13 protein-coding genes are annotated in these 17,517 nt (G+C 41.2%); 10 read left to right on the plus strand and 3 right to left on the minus strand.

Annotated elements, in window-relative coordinates:
• The first annotated feature begins 51 nt into the window (after positions 1-51).
• Positions 52-2,850 (plus strand): bifunctional [glutamate--ammonia ligase]-adenylyl-L-tyrosine phosphorylase/[glutamate--ammonia-ligase] adenylyltransferase, encoded by a 2,799-nt coding sequence (gene glnE, locus J8L98_RS07135; protein ID WP_210995859.1) that lies wholly within the window; start codon positions 52-54, stop codon positions 2,848-2,850.
• 787 nt (positions 2,851-3,637) lie between these two features.
• Positions 3,638-4,090, plus strand: coding sequence for a hypothetical protein (locus tag J8L98_RS07140; RefSeq protein WP_192506352.1), 453 nt, complete (start codon positions 3,638-3,640; stop codon positions 4,088-4,090).
• 53 nt (positions 4,091-4,143) lie between these two features.
• Here the strand turns inward: J8L98_RS07140 and J8L98_RS07145 are convergent, their stop codons facing one another.
• The 3 genes from J8L98_RS07145 to tolC form a co-directional block, all read right to left on the minus strand.
• On the minus strand, positions 4,144-4,749 hold the full coding sequence (locus tag J8L98_RS07145) for a TcpQ domain-containing protein (RefSeq protein WP_192506353.1): 606 nt from the start codon (positions 4,747-4,749) through the stop codon (positions 4,144-4,146).
• Between the two features lie 19 nt (positions 4,750-4,768).
• On the minus strand, positions 4,769-5,692 hold the full coding sequence (gene lpxL / locus J8L98_RS07150; protein WP_210995860.1) for an LpxL/LpxP family Kdo(2)-lipid IV(A) lauroyl/palmitoleoyl acyltransferase: 924 nt from the start codon (positions 5,690-5,692) through the stop codon (positions 4,769-4,771).
• 117 nt (positions 5,693-5,809) lie between these two features.
• Positions 5,810-7,153, minus strand: coding sequence for an outer membrane channel protein TolC (gene tolC / locus J8L98_RS07155; protein WP_210995861.1), 1,344 nt, complete (start codon positions 7,151-7,153; stop codon positions 5,810-5,812).
• 211 nt (positions 7,154-7,364) lie between these two features.
• Between tolC and J8L98_RS07160 the strand changes: the two genes are divergently transcribed.
• The 8 genes from J8L98_RS07160 (at position 7,365) to J8L98_RS07195 (ending at position 17,338) form a co-directional block, all read left to right on the plus strand.
• Positions 7,365-7,991 carry an NUDIX domain-containing protein gene (locus J8L98_RS07160; protein WP_210995862.1) on the plus strand — a complete coding sequence of 209 codons (627 nt, stop codon included), beginning with the start codon at positions 7,365-7,367 and terminating at the stop codon, positions 7,989-7,991.
• A gap of 9 nt (positions 7,992-8,000) precedes the next feature.
• The gene (locus J8L98_RS07165) at positions 8,001-8,456 is read left to right on the plus strand and encodes a DUF1249 domain-containing protein (RefSeq protein ID WP_192506357.1); all 456 of its coding nucleotides are present in this window, start codon (positions 8,001-8,003) and stop codon (positions 8,454-8,456) included.
• Positions 8,443-9,216 carry a metallophosphoesterase gene (locus J8L98_RS07170; RefSeq protein WP_192506358.1) on the plus strand — a complete coding sequence of 258 codons (774 nt, stop codon included), beginning with the start codon at positions 8,443-8,445 and terminating at the stop codon, positions 9,214-9,216. Before J8L98_RS07165 ends, J8L98_RS07170 begins: the two co-directional genes overlap by 14 nt.
• Complete coding sequence (locus J8L98_RS07175; protein WP_210995863.1) at positions 9,201-9,767, plus strand: YqiA/YcfP family alpha/beta fold hydrolase; 567 nt, start codon at positions 9,201-9,203, stop codon at positions 9,765-9,767. Before J8L98_RS07170 ends, J8L98_RS07175 begins: the two co-directional genes overlap by 16 nt.
• Before the next feature lie 32 nt (positions 9,768-9,799).
• Positions 9,800-11,695, plus strand: a complete 1,896-nt coding sequence (gene parE, locus J8L98_RS07180) for a DNA topoisomerase IV subunit B (protein WP_192506360.1) — start codon at positions 9,800-9,802, stop codon at positions 11,693-11,695.
• Between the two features lie 9 nt (positions 11,696-11,704).
• Positions 11,705-12,811, plus strand: coding sequence for a PQQ-dependent sugar dehydrogenase (locus J8L98_RS07185; RefSeq protein WP_210995864.1), 1,107 nt, complete (start codon positions 11,705-11,707; stop codon positions 12,809-12,811).
• A gap of 8 nt (positions 12,812-12,819) precedes the next feature.
• Complete coding sequence (parC, locus tag J8L98_RS07190) at positions 12,820-15,126, plus strand: DNA topoisomerase IV subunit A (RefSeq protein ID WP_210995865.1); 2,307 nt, start codon at positions 12,820-12,822, stop codon at positions 15,124-15,126.
• Positions 15,127-15,430: 304 nt separating this feature from the next.
• On the plus strand, positions 15,431-17,338 hold the full coding sequence (locus J8L98_RS07195) for an FAD-dependent oxidoreductase (protein WP_210995866.1): 1,908 nt from the start codon (positions 15,431-15,433) through the stop codon (positions 17,336-17,338).
• Positions 17,339-17,517 lie beyond the last annotated feature (179 nt).

Below are 17,517 nucleotides of genomic sequence, written 5' to 3' on the forward strand. Positions count from 1 at the left end.
TTACTATAACGACTCCCAACTTATTGAGCCACCAAGCAATGGAGTTTTTTCATGTCGGATATTGAATTGCCACCTATTTTACAGTCATTGGCTTTAGCGCGTTGGCATGGTTTATATCCAGAGCATACAGTGGTAAAGCCTTTGGCCAATTTGTTGGCATTGAGCGATTTTGCATTTCGAGTGCTGCAAAAGCAGCCTGAATTAGCTTGGTGGTTATTAGATACCGCGCAAATGAACACACGCGAAGTTCTTGAGCCTTTACCTGCGGATTTACTCAGCGTCACTGAGCTGGAGTGTTTTCAACTGCTAAGACAATATCGACAGAGGTATTGGTTAAAAGTTATGTGGCTAGATTTGGTCAAAGAGAACGATATATCAGACAGCATTGCGTACATTTCAAATTTATCTGAATGTTTGATTGATGCTGCGAATCGTTGGGCATTTGCACATACGGTAAAACAGTGTGGTACTCCACTCGATGAGGCGGGGCAGGCGCTTCCTATGTTAGTGCTCGGTATGGGAAAGCTCGGGGGGGCGGAGCTTAATTTTTCTTCTGATATTGATTTGATTTTCACTTATCCAAAAAATGTCTCTACAACTGGTGGGCGAAAACCTTTTGAAGCTCAAGTGTTTTATACCAAGGTGGCGCAAAAGCTGATTGCGGCATTAAACCAAGTGACTGTTGATGGACAAGTTTTTCGAGTGGATATGCGATTGCGTCCTTTTGGGGAAAGTGGACCTTTGGTAATGAGTTTTGCTGCCATGGAAGACTATTACCAAGATCAAGGGCGTGAGTGGGAGCGATATGCAATGCTTAAAGCGCGACTGCTAGGCCATCACAGCAAATATAATGAAGAGTTTAAGCAACTATTAAGACCGTTTGTGTATCGCCGTTATATCGACTTTTCAGTGATCGAATCATTAAGAAAAATGAAGTATATGATTGCACAAGAGGTGAGACGTAAAGGCCTTATCAATAATATTAAACTGGGTGCTGGGGGGATTCGTGAGGTGGAGTTTATTATTCAAGCCTTGCAGATGGTAAGAGGTGGGCGTGATGTTACATTGCAAACCCCCTCACTACTCATTGCGCTTGAAGAATTAAAAAAGTTGGATGTGCTACCTCCTGATACCGCGCAATTATTGATTGATAGTTATTTGTTTTTAAGAAGAGTTGAGCAATATTTACAAGCATTTGATGATCAGCAAACGCAAACATTACCTGAGAATAACGTTGATATTGCACGCTTAAATACCTTATTAAAAACGGCAGACTTTGATGCAAGCTTGGCTGCTATTAGTCATAGAATGACTTCCGTAAGAGAAGAGTTTGCGCAAGTTATTGGCGAGGAACCACAAGAACAAAACCCCTGTGAGGAAGTGTATGGTTTTGCTTGGCTGGAAAGCGATTTTTCAGGCTTTTCGCAACAGCTAATAGACACCCAAGCGCAAAAATGGAAGTTGAGACTGGATGATTTTAAAGTGAGCTTGCTTAAGCGTCAAATGGGCGCGCGAGGCCGGGATATACTCGATAAATTGATGCCTCACTTGCTGGAGCAATTAATCACACAACACGTTTCTTTTGAGGTATTTAGTGATGTACTGAAGGTGGTGATCACCGTTGTCTCGCGAACAACTTATTTAGAGCTGCTTTACGAAAACCAAGGGGCTTTAAAGCAATTAGTAAAGTTGTGTGCCCATAGCCGCTGGATTGCTGAGCATATTGCAAAATATCCTATCTTATTGGATGAGTTACTTGACCCTGCGGCGCTTTATAAGCCGTTACCATTATCAGCTTATAAAGATGAGATTAGACACCAGTTTTTACGTATCGAGCCTGAAGATTTAGAGTTACAAATGGAAGCGCTGCGTCAATTTAAGCAGACCCAGCAACTACGAATTGCTGCGGCAGATGCGACCGGCGTGATTAGTGTAACGAAAGTGAGTGATCATCTTACTGCGCTGGCTGAGTCGATAATAACACAAGCCGTTGAGTTGGCATGGCAGCAAATGAAAGTACGCTATGGTATACCCTGTGGTGCATCGGAGGGAGAAAAAGGATTCGCAGTAATCGCCTACGGAAAAGCGGGCGGGTACGAGCTGGGATATGATTCAGATTTAGATTTAGTATTTGTACATAATCGAGATGGAGACAGTCATACGGATGGTATAAAGTCCATTTCAGCACGGCAATTTTACTTAAAATTGGCACAGCGATTAATGCATTTATTTAATACTAAAACAGCATCAGGTATTTTGTATGAGTTAGACACACGTCTTCGCCCAGAAGGGAATTCAGGGTTACTGGCTATCAATTTAGAGAGTTATTTTAATTATCAACAAACGCAGGCGTGGACGTGGGAGCATCAGGCGCTTGTACGTGCAAGAATGGTACTCGCAGAGGCAAGCATGCTACAGCGCTTTAATGAAATAAGAAATAGTATTTTGAGGCAACGTCGTGATAAGGAAAAATTACAACAAGATGTGTCGCAAATGCGAGAGAAAATGCGTCGGCATTTGTCTCAAGATTCAGAGTCTCAATTTGACTTAAAGCAAGGTCATGGAGGTATGACTGATATTGAGTTTGTTGCGCAATACTTAGTGCTAAATTATGCTCATCAGTCACCTGAACTAACACGTTACACTGATAATATTCGTATTTTTGAATGTGCAGAACGAGACGGTATTCTCTGCCAAGAGGAAAAGCAGTTATTAATAGATGCGTATTGTTTATATCGAGACAGTTATCATCAGCAAAGTTTAGACCAGCAAGGACGATGTATTGAAATGAATAATACCTTCAAGCTGCTTGCAAATGGTGTACGCGGCATATTTGAAAAGTGTTTATAAAATAAGATGTAAGGTATTGTTATTGATCGTTGAAACTGTACTAAAAGCTTATCTGGGTTCTTATATCGTCATAGCATAGGAGTTTTTACAGCACTTATGCTACCTTTCTTGCAGTGACTGAAGTTCAAACACACTTGGCTGAAGCGCTGTAGGGTATTCACTATGGATACCTCTTAAGCTGAGTTGCCCAATGATAAAAAACAACAGTCCCTAGATGTCCTGTCGCATTGTACCTTTACCACAGTATACCGCCCATACTAAATCCAGCCTGTTACTCTTCACATATTGGTGAATGATATTCTTGAATGTCTATTGTTTTTATAACAATAAAAAGTTAAACGAGTTTGGCTGAAAATTGAGATATTTCGTATAAATCAGCTTGTAGAGAGTGATTGTTTTTTGTTGTTTTCATAATAAATTATTTTAAAACAGTGATTTACCCTTTTTTGTTATGAATAATTTATAAGTATTCATAAGTTGTTTGATTCCCCCTTAATCCCTTAAAGTTCACTTAAGCCCAGACTGATATGGTCATGGATGAATTAACGAATTTTAAAGGAATATAAATAAAGCATGTGGCGAAACAGTAACGGTGTCAGTAAACATACTGATACTTTACAACATACAGTGACCGTGGTGAGTTCATGTAAATAATGACGAGTTGAAAAAGGTACATATCACTCAAACTTTTGTTTGTAGAGAACGGGCATAGATGCAAACCACTTCATTTTATGTGGTAAATGGTTCAAATTAATTCCATAAAAATAAAATAATTAAGGGAAATACAATGATAAAAAAAGCAGCGTTAGTATTAGGGGTTGCGTTGGGTATTATGAGTACAGCGGCAGAGGCCCGAGGGTACTGGGAATATAAAACTGTTTGTGATTACGAAACAGTGTACAAAGATGTAGACTTTACATCTTGTAGTTACGGGGGCTGGGAGAGTCAGAAGTACTTTAGAAGTTCTAGCATTCTCAATGGTCATGTTTCTTGTAGTAGTAGTATAAATAGCTCTCAGTGGGTCGATAAAGAGACATGTAATTGGGAATATCAAGGTGTTTATCCAAACCAAAAGTATGTGAGAGTATGTAAAATGACCCCAACATTTACATCAGTGTGGCTTAATTTAGAATCTCAATCACATCAGACTCGTCAAGATGCAGTGCGTCAAAAAGTACCGGGTTCTTGTCGTGAAGAGCGCGTGTGGATCCCACTCTGTTCCAACTGTCAGATCCCTTAATTGATGGTTGAAATGGTACTCAGCCCATAAGTTAGTTTATGGGCTTATTAAGATTAATTGGTGAGTTTGCGGCAGTTCTCTCTCACAAATTGAGAGGGTTTTTTAGTGATCACTGCAGCTCGTTGACGGTGGCAAAAAAAAGTATACACCTCGTATTCAAAGTCATCATTAATGGCTCGTCCAACTTGGTAGAGTGTTGATACAAAGTTGGTATCGACTCTAAAGTTCTGCTTTACTACATAGTCACGTTCGAGATACCAAAATAATTCAATGTCTTCTTTTTTTGCATAGGCAGCAAGTGCACCTTTGAGTGTGTTTCCCATCTCAAATCGACGTGGTGCAACTTCGCCAGTCCAACGTTGGTTTGAAGGCTTTACGACTAAACCACGCTGAGCCAGTGCGTCATCAAGTGGAAAAGTAGGTTTACCAATTTCGATCACAAACTGCTCTCGTTCAGTATCTCGCTCATTAACCCGATTCTTAAAGCTTTCATAAAACTGTGATAACCCTTGAGCAGCGGCATTGGTGGATTGCCTCATGTCCATTTTTGGTAATGCACCGTATAAAAAATAATATGCAGCCCAAATCAAGATAATGGCAAGCGATAGGTGCTTTACCCAAAAAAGAACGGATGAAAGTGTTTTATTTTTTTTTGCCATGATTTCAAATGCTCAACATTTAGTAATATGATGGTGCGTCTTTGTCAGCACGCGTTTTAAAACGTCGGTGTAACCACATGTATTGTTCTGGGGCATGCATAATTGCTTCTTCCATTCGAGTGTTAACCCTGATGATATCGTCATTAGCGTTATCACTTGGAAAGTGCTCAAGCGCTGGGAGAATAGTTAAATGATATTTTCCTTTAGCATCCCTAGTGCCACTTAAGCTGAGCGTTTCACAATGTTTACTGCTAGCAAAAAGCAAGGTTCCTGTGGTGTTTGCTGCATCAGCAACCTTAAAAAAAGGGGCAAATTCACAGCGGTTGCGCCCATAATCTTGATCAGGTAAGTAATAACAGAGCTTTTTGTTTTTCAAAGCTTGTAGCAGGCCCTTTACATCTCGCTTGCCAATTAAAAACTCATTTGACCGTAATCGCCCTTTGGTCATAAAGAACTCCATGAGCGCATTATTATGAGGGCGATAAAATCCAATACCTTGTTGTTTTACACCTAAGATGCGCCCAAGCATTTCAAGGTGAAGCATATGAGGTACAAGTAATAACACCCCTTTTCCGCTGCGTTGTACTGCTTCAATGTGTTCTATACCAGATATAGAGCCAATGACGCGATTTATACGCCACTGTGGCCACCACCAAGCCATACCTGTTTCCAAAGTAGCCAACCCGGTATTTTCCATATTGGTACGGACCATGGTTGCTCGCTGAGCAGCAGACAAATTAGGAAAGCATAACTTTACATTCACTTCAGCGATATGACGACGCTTTTTAAGAAATCGATGTACTAGTCGGCCTAACCCTTTACCAAGTAAAAATTGCGTTGATTGTGGCAACCAAGAAATGACATACATAAAACATACGCCTAACCATGTTAACCAGTATCTAGGCGCAAAGAATGCCAATTTTAAAGCGGGGTTTTTGACCACAAATATGTTCTCTTGCTGATATGATGAGGGTAGTTTATCTATATGTGCCGGAAAATACAAAAGCCGGCTAGGCCGGCTTAATAAATATACGATTTATGTATTAGAAACTATTGCAAATTAACCTTGCTTCAAACCTTTGTTAATTGCTTCTAAATCTGTACGAGAAAGCGTTCCGGCAGCTTGCTTTAGTTTCAGTGATGAAAGTACATATTGATAACGTAAATTAGCCAGGTTCTTTTTCGCGTTATATAAATTCTGCGTGCTCACTAAAACATCAACAATAGTACGAGTTCCCACTTCAAAGCCAGCTTCTGTTGCCTGTAATGCGCTTTCGGCTGAAACGACGGCTTGCTCTAGCGCGCGATATGTTGCCACGTTAGACATCACTTGGTTGTATGATGTGATCACAGAACGGGTAACTTCTCTCATGCTGGCTTCTAGATCTTCACTTGCGCCAACATACAGCGCTCGAGCTTGATCAGTTGCAGCTTGAGTACGACCACCAGAGTAAATAGGTACATTAAATGTTACACCAACCGTGGTTTGATCTTCACGAGGTTTATGTAATGCGCCATTGCTGTCAGCCAGAGAATCACCGTAACTCGCATTGAGTGAGAGTGTCGGGTAGTGTCCTGCTTGAGCTTGTTTAATCTGATCTTCAGCTATTTCCAAACTTGCTTTAGATATTGCAAGAGATAGGTTTTTATCTTTTGCTATATTAACAAAGTCAGTTGCTTTTCTACTCGGAGATACAGTTGAAAATGTGTCGGTATTGAGGGAATCAAGTTTACTGTGGTATTTACCCGTAATGGTACGCAGTGATTCTCGGGCAGTTTCAACATCATTTTTTGCGACAATTTCATTTGCGACTGCTCTGTCAAACTGTGCTTGTGCCTCGTGCACGTCGGTAATTGCTGTTAAACCAACTTCATAGCGTTGCTTTGTTTGCTCTAATTGACGCTCAATAGCCCGCTTTTCGGCTTGTACAAACTCCAAATTATCGAGTGCACTTAAAACATCAAAATAACCTTGTGCTATGCGGACAACCAAATCTTGTTGAGCTAGTTCGTATTGGGTACTCGCTTGCATAGCTTGTTTTTCAGCGATGCTCAGAGATTCCCAGATGGACATATCAAAAATTGTTTGTTGTAGTGATAGAGTTCTGCTAAAAGTATCAGTAAAGCCACTACCTAGAGTATATCCGCTCAGATCATTTTGCTGACCGTACCCATCAGAGTCGACTTGCTGATATCCAGCTTCAAAACCTAGTTGTGGTAACAAAGCACCTAATGCACTGTCTTGTGCAAACTTTTGTGCATCAGCTTGTGCTTTAGCTTTAAGTACGATTGGATCATTTGCAGTCGCAATGTCGTATACTTGCAATAAATCTTCTGCGTACGTTAGGTTGCTGGTTAATGCACAAGATAAACCAACAAAAAGAGATAGTAAGCTTTTTTTCATTTTCGCTCAGTCCTTAGACAATTTTTTATACTGGAAGCATGTTACCCTGTTTTTTTTAGAAACGATAAACTTAATACGTAAATCAAAGCCAACAAGTGTAACAGAATATATAAGGCTCAAATTGGTTTACTAAGCCTCGCACGATAGTTTTAGCATATTGGGCCTTATGGTTAATTTTTAAACCCCAAATTTGAATTAAACAGGAAATAAAATGAATTCTATTAATGAATTTGATAACCAGCATGTAGAAGTGGAGTCAATCCATAGTGTTTATGAAGGTTTTTTTAAAATTCAGGCGTATTATTTTAAACATGCCTTATTTGTTGGTGGGGTTTCAAAGACCGTTCGGCGCGAGATTTTAGAGCGAGGACATGCGGTTGCGGTTCTGCCTTATGATCCAAAAACTGACACTGTGCTTTTAATTGAGCAAATACGTATTGGCGCAATGGCCACGAAGTCTTCACCTTGGTTATTGGAATGCATTGCTGGTATGGCTGAGGGGTTAACAGATTACAAACATGTTGCGCGTAAGGAAGCTCAAGAGGAAGCGGGGTTAACTTTAGACAAGTTGCACTTTATGACTTCTTATTTATCAAGCCCTGGGGGCACGACAGAACGGATTTATTTATATCTAGCTGAAACGGATTTATCACAAGCTGGTGGTATCTATGGATTAGAAAGTGAAGGGGAAGACATTAAAACTCATGTACTTCCTTATGACGATGCACTTGCCAGATTAAATACTGGCGAAATTGATAACGCTGCAACAGTGATTAGTCTACAATGGTTAGCATTAAATAGGGCGAAAGTCTTAAGTGAAGTAGCGGTAAAAAGTTGAGGTTTGACTTTGAGTGAAGTAGCAACTAGGCAAGGATATATTCAATCCTTACCTAAATATATTACATTATGTGAGCGTAATTACTTGCGTGTTTTGAAAGTACTACCACCGGAGGAACCCGGTGCTCAACGTACGATTGAACTTGCAAATGCGCACTATGACATAGTTGTGGACGGGTGCGCCAAATACACCACAGACATTACTATTCGACAAACGGTTAGTATCAGTGACTTCTTGCCTGAGTTTCAGTTATCAGTGCGTTTGTATCATGATGCGAAGGTTGCTGAAGTTATTCATCATGATTTTCATCAACGTATTAAACCATCTTATGGTTACCCTAACCCGAGCATGCATCAAAAAGATGAGAAGTATCAACTGAATGCTTTTTTGGCTGATTGGTTGATGGCTTGTTTGGAAAGTGGCAGAGTGCCATTAAACTGGGATGTAAACAATGGCATGGTTTAGGCACCCGTATCACTTTGATAAATCGAGTATAAAGTTGGCACATATCACAGATAGTCATTTGTTCTGTGATGAAATGGGGACGTATTTTACGGTTAATACTGCCGATAATTTTAAGCGTACGTTGTCATATATGGCCACATGCCACCTTGATGCCGTAATTTTTGGTGGTGATTTGACCCAAGATCATAGTGTTGAATCTTACCAATTGTTTGCTGAGCTAGTGCGAGTTTCTGAATTAGATTGCCCCGTATTCTGGCTGCCAGGCAACCATGATGAATTAACTGAGTTAGAGCAAATTAGCCTTGGTCAAATTCATTCAAATAAACACCTCAGGCTAAATGGTGCGGATATTTTTTTAATTAACTCAAAAGGTGAGACACCGGCTGGATGGTGTGAACAGCAGCATCTATTTGAGTTGCATCAGATGTTATTGTGCAGTTCAGAACAAGTTTTAGCATTTAGTCATCATCACCCTGTGCCTATTAATGGCTATTTAGATAAGCATATTTTGGAAAATGGTCCGGCGTTACTTAATTGTCTCGTCAATAGTAATAAAGCGGTAAGACTTGTGCATGGACATGTTCATAATGATTACCAGAGCACCTATCGAACAATGCATGTTTTGGCAACCCCTGCGACGTCAATACAGTTTAACAAAGGCACATCTCAGTGGCAGCAGCAAGACCGAGGCCCTGCGTTACGTATTATTAATTTTGGTATCAATGGGTTTGATTCTGAGGTGATATGGCTCGACGAGTAATCTACATTCATGGCTTTAATAGTTCAGAATTATCATTTAAAGCCCTGCAATTTGGTGAGTGGTTTGCGTCGCAAGGGTATTCGTGTGAGTATTTAACACCTAGGTTGAGCTTTGACCCACGTATAGCCATATCACAGCTAGTTGCATTAATTGAACCAGATACGGTACTAATAGGCAGTTCTTTAGGCGGATATTATGCGACATATTTATCACAATTGTATGGTTTAAAAGCAGTTGTGATTAATCCAGCGGTTAAACCTTTTGATTTATTAGCGGATTATTTAGGAGCACAGTATAATCCCTACCAAAAGATACATTATGAATTAACGTTAGACCATGTAGAGGCTTTAAAGCAACTACATTGCGCAACGTTAGTGCACCCTCAGTTGGTGATGTTGTTGCAGCAAATGGGAGATGAAGTATTACCTTATCAGCAAGCTGTGCGGTATTTTATGGCATGTGAACAACGTATCGAGTTTGCTGGAGATCATAGTTTTATGGCTTTTCAGCGCTATTTTGACACCATAGTCAATTTTTTAGAAATCACATAAAACTGAACGAATTTAATAAAAAGAATCCATTTATGAGCGAGCAAAACTATAACGCAGAAGCGATTGAGGTTTTAAATGGTTTAGAGCCAGTTAAACGCCGACCTGGGATGTATACGGATACCACTCGACCAAACCATTTGGGACAGGAGGTTATCGATAACAGTGTTGATGAAGCTCTTGCTGGTCATGCGACAAAAATAGATGTTATTTTACATGAAGATAACTCTTTAGAAGTGTGTGATGATGGTCGTGGTATGCCGGTTGATATTCATCCAGAAGAAGGCTTACCTGGGGTTGAGTTAATTTTAACCAAATTGCATGCTGGTGGTAAATTTTCAAATAAAAACTACCAGTTTTCAGGCGGTCTGCATGGCGTGGGTATTTCCGTTGTGAATGCTTTATCGACGCGTGTACAAATTACCGTAAAAAGAGAAGGTCAAGTACATGAAATGGCATTCGAAAGTGGTGACAAAGTACAAGATTTAGAAGTGACAGGTACTGTCGGGAAACGTAATACTGGTACCTCGGTGCACTTTTGGCCCGACGCCAGTTACTTCGATTCAGCAAATTTCTCGTTATCCAAGCTTAATCATATCCTCAAAGCAAAAGCGGTATTGTGTCCAGGTTTAAAAATCCGTTTTATTAATAAACAAACCAAAGAGACACAAGAGTGGCACTATGAAGCAGGCCTAGAAGATTACTTAAAAGACAGTGCCGCAGGCTTTGAAGTTTTACCGAAAAGCCCTTTTATAGGGAATTTTAGTGGTTCAACAGAAGGGGTCGAATGGGCATTGCATTGGTTACCTGAGGGGGGGGAGTCGATCACAGAGAGTTATGTGAACTTGATCCCTACAGCTCAAGGTGGCACACATGTCAATGGTTTGCGTCAAGGGTTACTTGAAGCAATGCGCGAGTTTTGTGAGTTTCGAAACTTGTTGCCAAGAGGGGTTAAATTAACACCTGATGATATTTGGGATAGGTGTAGCTATGTGTTGTCTGCAAAAATGCAAGATCCACAATTTGCGGGGCAAACAAAAGAAAAACTGTCGTCACGTTCTTGCGCCACATTTATTTCGGGTATTGTGAAAGACGCGTTTAGCTTATGGCTAAATGAGCATACTGATACGGCCGAATTACTTGCTGAATTGTGTATTAGTAACGCGCAAAAGCGTATGCGTGCCGCTAAAAAGGTGGTTCGTAAAAAAGTTACGTCAGGGCCTGCCCTACCAGGCAAGTTGACGGATTGTTCAGGGACAGAAACAGAGCGTTCAGAATTATTTTTAGTGGAAGGTGACTCTGCTGGTGGTTCAGCAAAGCAAGCCAGAGATCGTGAGTTTCAAGCGATAATGCCACTTCGAGGTAAAATTTTAAATACATGGGAAGTAGAGTCAGGCCAAATATTGGCATCTCAAGAAGTACACGATATTTCGGTTGCCTTGGGCATAGACCCTGACTCAGATGATTTATCTGGTCTGCGATATGGCAAAATATGTATTCTCGCGGATGCTGACTCTGATGGATTGCACATCGCGACTTTGTTATGTGCATTGTTTGTACGTCATTTTCAAAACCTAGTTAATAAAGGGCATGTATACGTTGCTATGCCGCCATTATTTCGAATTGATGTCGGTAAAGATGTATTTTATGCATTAGATGAAGATGAGAAAAAAGGCGTATTAGCGCGGATTGAGGCAGAGAAAAAACGCGGCAAAGTGAATGTTCAGCGATTTAAAGGGTTGGGGGAAATGAACCCGCTTCAACTACGAGAAACAACCATGGATCCTAATACCCGTCGTTTGGTGCAATTGACACTGGATGAACCAGAGCACACGATGGAAATGATGGATATGTTGTTGGCTAAAAAACGCTCAGGGGATCGTAAAGTTTGGTTAGAAAATCATGGCGATAAAGCCGAGTTTGACGCTTAAGGTGGTTATATGAAACACATATTGATACTGCTAAGCTGTCTTTTAGCACCTTTAAGTTCTGCACAAATATTAGATAATTTGTCACTGCCGAGTGGTTATGAAATTAGTTACTTTGCACAAGATGTTGATAACGCTAGGCAAATGGCTGTGTCGGCCAATGGTATCGTGTATGTCGGCTCGAGAAAAGCAGGCAAAGTGCACGCATTAATTGATGATAACAAAGATGGCATAGCAGATCGTAAAATTGTTCTAGCTGAAAAGCTAAATATGCCATCTGGATTGGCAATGAAAAATGGCAATTTATTTGTGGCTGAGGTTAGTCGAGTTATTCGCTTCTCTGATATTGATCTGCAATTAAAGCGTCAAGCGAAGTCGTTTGATTATGATGTGGTGTTTGACGATTTGCCAGACAAACGGCACCATGGCTGGAAGTTTATTCGTTTTGCCAATAATGGTGAATTGCTTATTCCGGTTGGGGTGGCGTGTAATATTTGTGAGGAAAACCCCAAATTTGGTCGAATTTTTTCTCTGAATTTAACCACCAAGAAACTGACCACGGTTGCTCAAGGTGTTCGAAATTCAGTGGGTTTTGATACAAATCCAAAAACGGGCAATTTGTGGTTTAGCGACAATGGCCGAGACATGATGGGAGATGATATACCCCCCGATGAAATCAATCGAGTGAGTAAGCCACAAGAGCATTTTGGTTTTCCATTTGTTCATGGTGGCAGTGTACTTGATCCTGAGTATGCAAAAAACAAAACTTTAATGGATTTTCAGCACTTTAGCGCGCCAAAACTTGCATTGCAAGCACATGTAGCGCCGTTAGGGTTGCACTTTTATCGCGGTACACACTTTCCAGAAGAGCGGCATAACACTTTGCTTGTTGCAGAACATGGTTCGTGGAATCGTAGCAAAAAAGTTGGCTATCGTGTGATGATGGCGACAATTAAAGGCGGTGAAGTCACCGCTTATGAGCCGCTGGTAAGTGGTTTTTTATCTAAAGAGCAAACCTTAGGTCGTCCGGTTGCATTTGCTGAATTGGCAGATGGTACTTTGTTGGTATCGGATGATTATGCGAATGCGATTTACCGTATTCGCTATAACAATAAATAGGGTGTTACATGACTGATCCTCAAGCCTTGTCGTTACAAGGCATTGAACAACAGACTATGGGGCGTTTTACTGAAGACGCTTACCTTAACTACTCCATGTACGTGATCATGGACCGCGCATTGCCACATATTGGCGATGGATTGAAACCTGTACAGCGACGTATTATTTATGCAATGAGCGAGCTTGGCCTTTCGGCGTCGGCGAAATATAAAAAGTCTGCGCGTACGGTTGGTGACGTATTGGGTAAGTATCACCCTCATGGGGATAGTGCATGTTATGAAGCCATGGTTTTAATGGCGCAACCTTTTTCTTATCGTTACCCGCTCGTAGATGGGCAAGGTAACTGGGGGGCTGCTGACGATCCTAAATCATTTGCGGCAATGCGTTACACTGAAGCTAAACTCTCTAAATTTGCAGAAGTTTTATTAAAAGAGCTGGGGCAGGGGACTGTTGATTGGACACCAAACTTTGACGGTACAATGGATGAGCCTAAGGTACTACCAGCACGGTTACCGCATATTTTGTTAAATGGGGTGACGGGTATCGCGGTTGGTATGGCAACAGATATTCCACCACATAATGTAAAAGAACTCGCAGCTGCAAGTTGTTTATTGTTAGATAAACCTAAAACGACGTTAGATGAATTATTGGATGTGGTACACGCGCCCGATTATCCAACAGATGCAGAAATTATTACACCGAAAGCCGATATCAAAAAGATTTATACAACGGGCCGTGGCTCGATAAAAATGCGTGCAGTGTACACTGAAGAGCAAGGTGAAATCGTCATTACTGCATTACCTCACCAATGTTCGGGTGGTAAAGTTTTAGAGCAAATTGCAGCGCAAATGACGGCGAAAAAACTGCCTATGGTGGCTGATTTACGTGATGAATCTGATCATGAAAATCCAACACGCATCGTCATTGTACCCCGTTCAAACAGGATCAAATTTGAACCCTTAATGGCACACTTGTTTGCGACTACGGATCTTGAGAAAAGTTACCGTGTTAACTTGAATATGATTGGGCTTGATGGTCGCCCACAGGTAAAGGACTTACGTCAGATTTTATCTGAGTGGTTGATTTTCCGTCGTGATACGGTAAGGCGTCGTTTACAGCACCGATTAGATAAGGTTTTAGCTCGACTACATATTTTAGAAGGCTTAATGACCGCCTTTTTGAATATCGATGAAGTAATTGAAATCATTCGTACCGAGGAAAAACCAAAAGTAGAACTGATGTCGCGATTTGCGTTATCGGATCGTCAAGCTGAGGCTATACTCGACCTTAAATTACGTCATTTGGCCAAGCTAGAAGAAGTAAAGATTCGTGGTGAGCAAGATGAGTTATCTATAGAGCGAGATAAACTTGAATTGACGTTAGGCTCTGAACGCCGTATGTCGACTTTAATGAAAAAGGAAATTCAAGAGGCTGCTGAATTGTATGGAGATGAGCGTCGTTCTCCAGTCATTGAACGTGGAGAATCTAAAGCGCTCAGTGAAAAGGATTTAATTCCATCAGAAGCCGTGACAGTGGTTTTATCTGAAAAAGGGTGGGCGCGAGTTGCCAAAGGTCATGATATTGATGCGCAAGGGCTAAATTACCGTTCTGGTGATGCGTATAAAGGCGCTGCGAAAGGAAAAAGCAATCAACCAGCCGTTTTTTTAGATACATCAGGTCGCGCATTTGCGACAGATGCTCACAGTTTACCCTCTGCGCGTAGCCAAGGTGAGCCGATGACAGGCCGTTTTAATCTAGCATCAGGATGTAATTTTGAACATGTTCTCATGGGCGAAGAAAACACCTTGCTCTTGATGGCAACGGATGGTGGTTATGGCTTTATTACTGAGTTTAGTGATTTGATCAGTAAAAATAAAAATGGCAAAGCCCTTGTGAGTGTGCCAAAAGGTGCTGAGTTAATTGCCCCAATTGAAGTGCATGATGTTGCTTCTGATATGTGTATGGCCATTTCAAATGAAGGTCGAATGTTGTTGTTCCCGCTACGTGATTTACCTAAGTTGGCCAAAGGTAAAGGAAATAAGATCATTTCAATACCAAGTGCAAAAGTACAGGCCCGAGAAGAGTTTGTGAAGGTTTTAGCATGTGTACCTGAAGGTTGTGCAGTTACTTTACATGCAGGAAAGCGCAAATTGACATTGAAGCCAAGTGATTTAGAGCATTATTACGGTGAACGCGGAAGACGTGGAAATAAGTTGCCTCGAGGTTTGCAGCGAGTGGATGAATTTGAAATAGAAATCCCTAGATCAGAAAGTAAGGGAGGCTTAGAGGCAGAAAATGACGGGACAGCCTCATAGCACTTAATTTATTTGACTATAAAAACGGCCTATTGTGATGGGCCGTTTTTAGTTAAATAACCTAAACTTTGGGCAATGGATACGCAAAAATAATTGTTTGTGAGTTCAACGCGGCAACATCCAGAAAAAACCGCACTGAAACATTTTATTCAGGGCAAGTAGACTGTAATTCTCTGTAATACGCATTGTCGGCATTGTGAACTATCTTGTAAGACGATTTGATTCGTTTTTATAGCTAGGATGCACAATGTTACAACCGCAGCATTGGTGCATCTCGCCACATTGTTTTTAAAGGAGCAAACCAATGGCAGAACATCAATCTAGAGCACAATTTCATCAAAACAACCCCCAAGCTAAAGCGCATGCTGCGTTAGATGACGCTACTAACCTACAATTAAAATTAACGCCTGGCCCTGTAAAACTCTCGGCACATAAGTATCAAGGCAAAACGGCTGTGATAATAGGCGCTGGGGTATCGGGGCTAACGACGGCATATGAGTTATTAGCGCAAAAAACAGGGATGAATGTGGTGGTGCTCGAAGCACAAAATCGCACCGGTGGACGCTGTTTAAGTTTACGTACTGGCGATACGTTGACAGAAGATGTAAATAGCGACTTGTTTAATTCCACCCCAGGTCAAACACAAATGGTCCATTTTGAACAACCAAAAGGCGACAGCCGCCCGTATTTAAATGCAGGTCCAGGCCGTATTCCATCAGGCCATAAACGTCTACTTTCGTATTTGAAAGAGTTTGGCGTCGATGTTGAAGTGTATGTAATGAATAGTGAATCAAATTTAGTACAGATGAAAGATAGTTTTGCAGGTTTGCCATTGGTATATAGGCGCTTAGATCATAATACACGCGGCTGGTTGGCCCAGATGGTTTATGAAAATGCTCATAGTTTAATTAAAGCGACAGAATGTGGTGTTGCCGCCGAAAAAGTGGATGAACGTGCTGGGCAGCTACAAGATCTGATGATTTCGTTTGGGGAGTTGGTGCCATCTGGTGAGTATAAAGGCAAGTATCAAGTAACGGCAGGAGAGAATGGCATGGAAAATGGGCGTTCTCGAGCCGGTTATACAGTATTGCCGGGCGTCGAGGCCGGTCGAACCGCAGAGCCGTTAAGTTTTGACTCGCTGCTTGAATCAAATTTTTGGGCAGAAACTAAATTTTATCAACCGGCTGACTTTTTATGGCAAAACACGCTATTTCAGCCTGTTGGAGGTATGGATCAAGTGCAACATGCTTTTGCACGAGAAGTGAGCCGTTTAGGGGGCAATATTCAGTTAAATAGTCCTGTAAAATGTATTCAATGGGATGAGAGCCGACAACAGTTTGATATATCAGTAAGTAAGATGGGCACTGAAGCGGTTGAGCACATTTATGCTGATTATTGTTTTAGCAACATGGCCATGCCATTTTTGAGCAAGATATTGGATGACGACTTACAAAGTTTAGATACTGAGACTGGATTAGATAAAAGTTTCAAACAGGCATTGCATGCGGTTTATCAATCACAATTTAATGTGCCAACCCAAGGGTACACTGCGAAGTTTTTGGCCTGCACAACCAAAGTAGGGTGGCAAGCAGATAGGTCGCTATGGCAAGGTTCGAGTGTTGAAGTTCGTCACGATAATATTAGTAATGAAGATATATTGACGGTACCCGACTCTGAAGTCGGTGTGGTCCCTATTTTTGGCGGGATTTCATGGACAAATGATGAAATAACACAAATTTGGTATCCATCAACTGCCTATCATGATCAAAAAGGGGTGTTGACTGGTGCTTACAACTTTTCAAAGGTTGCATTTGATTGGGGTTGTTTGTCGGTTCAAGAGCGCTTGGACAAAGCAAAGGCTGGTGCGACACTATTCGGAGATGCCTTTGGGCATGGCTTGGAGCACGGTGTAGCCATTGCGTGGCAAAATATGCCATATATTAAAGGGGGCTGGGCACAATGGCATGTGGTGGGTGAACAGGCTGTTACACACTTCAATGCATTGACGCAAGGGAGTGGAATTAATTCAGCTGCAGGTAAAAGTGCACCAAACTTCTTCGTTATTGGTGATCAGCTGTCATCACTGCCTGGTTGGCAAGAGGGGGCAATTGCGGCTGCATTGAATGCTGTGAGTCGTATGGAACGCCCTGATTTGGCTATTCCTCATCTATCATATTTGCCAGATACACGTTTAATGGTAGAAGGCATCTAACGAATATCTTTTGATTAATCAAGACTTCGGTGTTCAATGAAGTCTTGATATTTCTCCCATTATTTTTCTATATTCTTGATATAGTTCAACCGATTATCAGAAGCTAAAGCATTTTTTATTTATCTGCGCTAAAATTACCGGTTATAACTTATGCCAGTTTTCTCAGCGAAGTGATGTGT

This window comes from Pseudoalteromonas sp. MMG013 (genome assembly GCF_018100885.1).
Classification (GTDB): domain Bacteria; phylum Pseudomonadota; class Gammaproteobacteria; order Enterobacterales; family Alteromonadaceae; genus Pseudoalteromonas; species Pseudoalteromonas aurantia.

Coding starts and splice junctions, on each gene's coding strand:
- J8L98_RS07145 (WP_192506353.1), bottom strand. CDS start 4,749: ATGGCAAAAAAAAATAAAACACTTTCATCCGTTCTTTTTTGGGTAAAG.
- J8L98_RS07140 (WP_192506352.1), top strand. CDS start 3,638: ATGATAAAAAAAGCAGCGTTAGTATTAGGGGTTGCGTTGGGTATTATG.
- J8L98_RS07195 (WP_210995866.1), top strand. CDS start 15,431: ATGGCAGAACATCAATCTAGAGCACAATTTCATCAAAACAACCCCCAA.
- parE (WP_192506360.1), top strand. CDS start 9,800: ATGAGCGAGCAAAACTATAACGCAGAAGCGATTGAGGTTTTAAATGGT.
- J8L98_RS07170 (WP_192506358.1), top strand. CDS start 8,443: ATGGCATGGTTTAGGCACCCGTATCACTTTGATAAATCGAGTATAAAG.
- parC (WP_210995865.1), top strand. CDS start 12,820: ATGACTGATCCTCAAGCCTTGTCGTTACAAGGCATTGAACAACAGACT.
- tolC (WP_210995861.1), bottom strand. CDS start 7,153: ATGAAAAAAAGCTTACTATCTCTTTTTGTTGGTTTATCTTGTGCATTA.
- glnE (WP_210995859.1), top strand. CDS start 52: ATGTCGGATATTGAATTGCCACCTATTTTACAGTCATTGGCTTTAGCG.
- J8L98_RS07185 (WP_210995864.1), top strand. CDS start 11,705: ATGAAACACATATTGATACTGCTAAGCTGTCTTTTAGCACCTTTAAGT.
- J8L98_RS07160 (WP_210995862.1), top strand. CDS start 7,365: ATGAATTCTATTAATGAATTTGATAACCAGCATGTAGAAGTGGAGTCA.
- J8L98_RS07175 (WP_210995863.1), top strand. CDS start 9,201: ATGGCTCGACGAGTAATCTACATTCATGGCTTTAATAGTTCAGAATTA.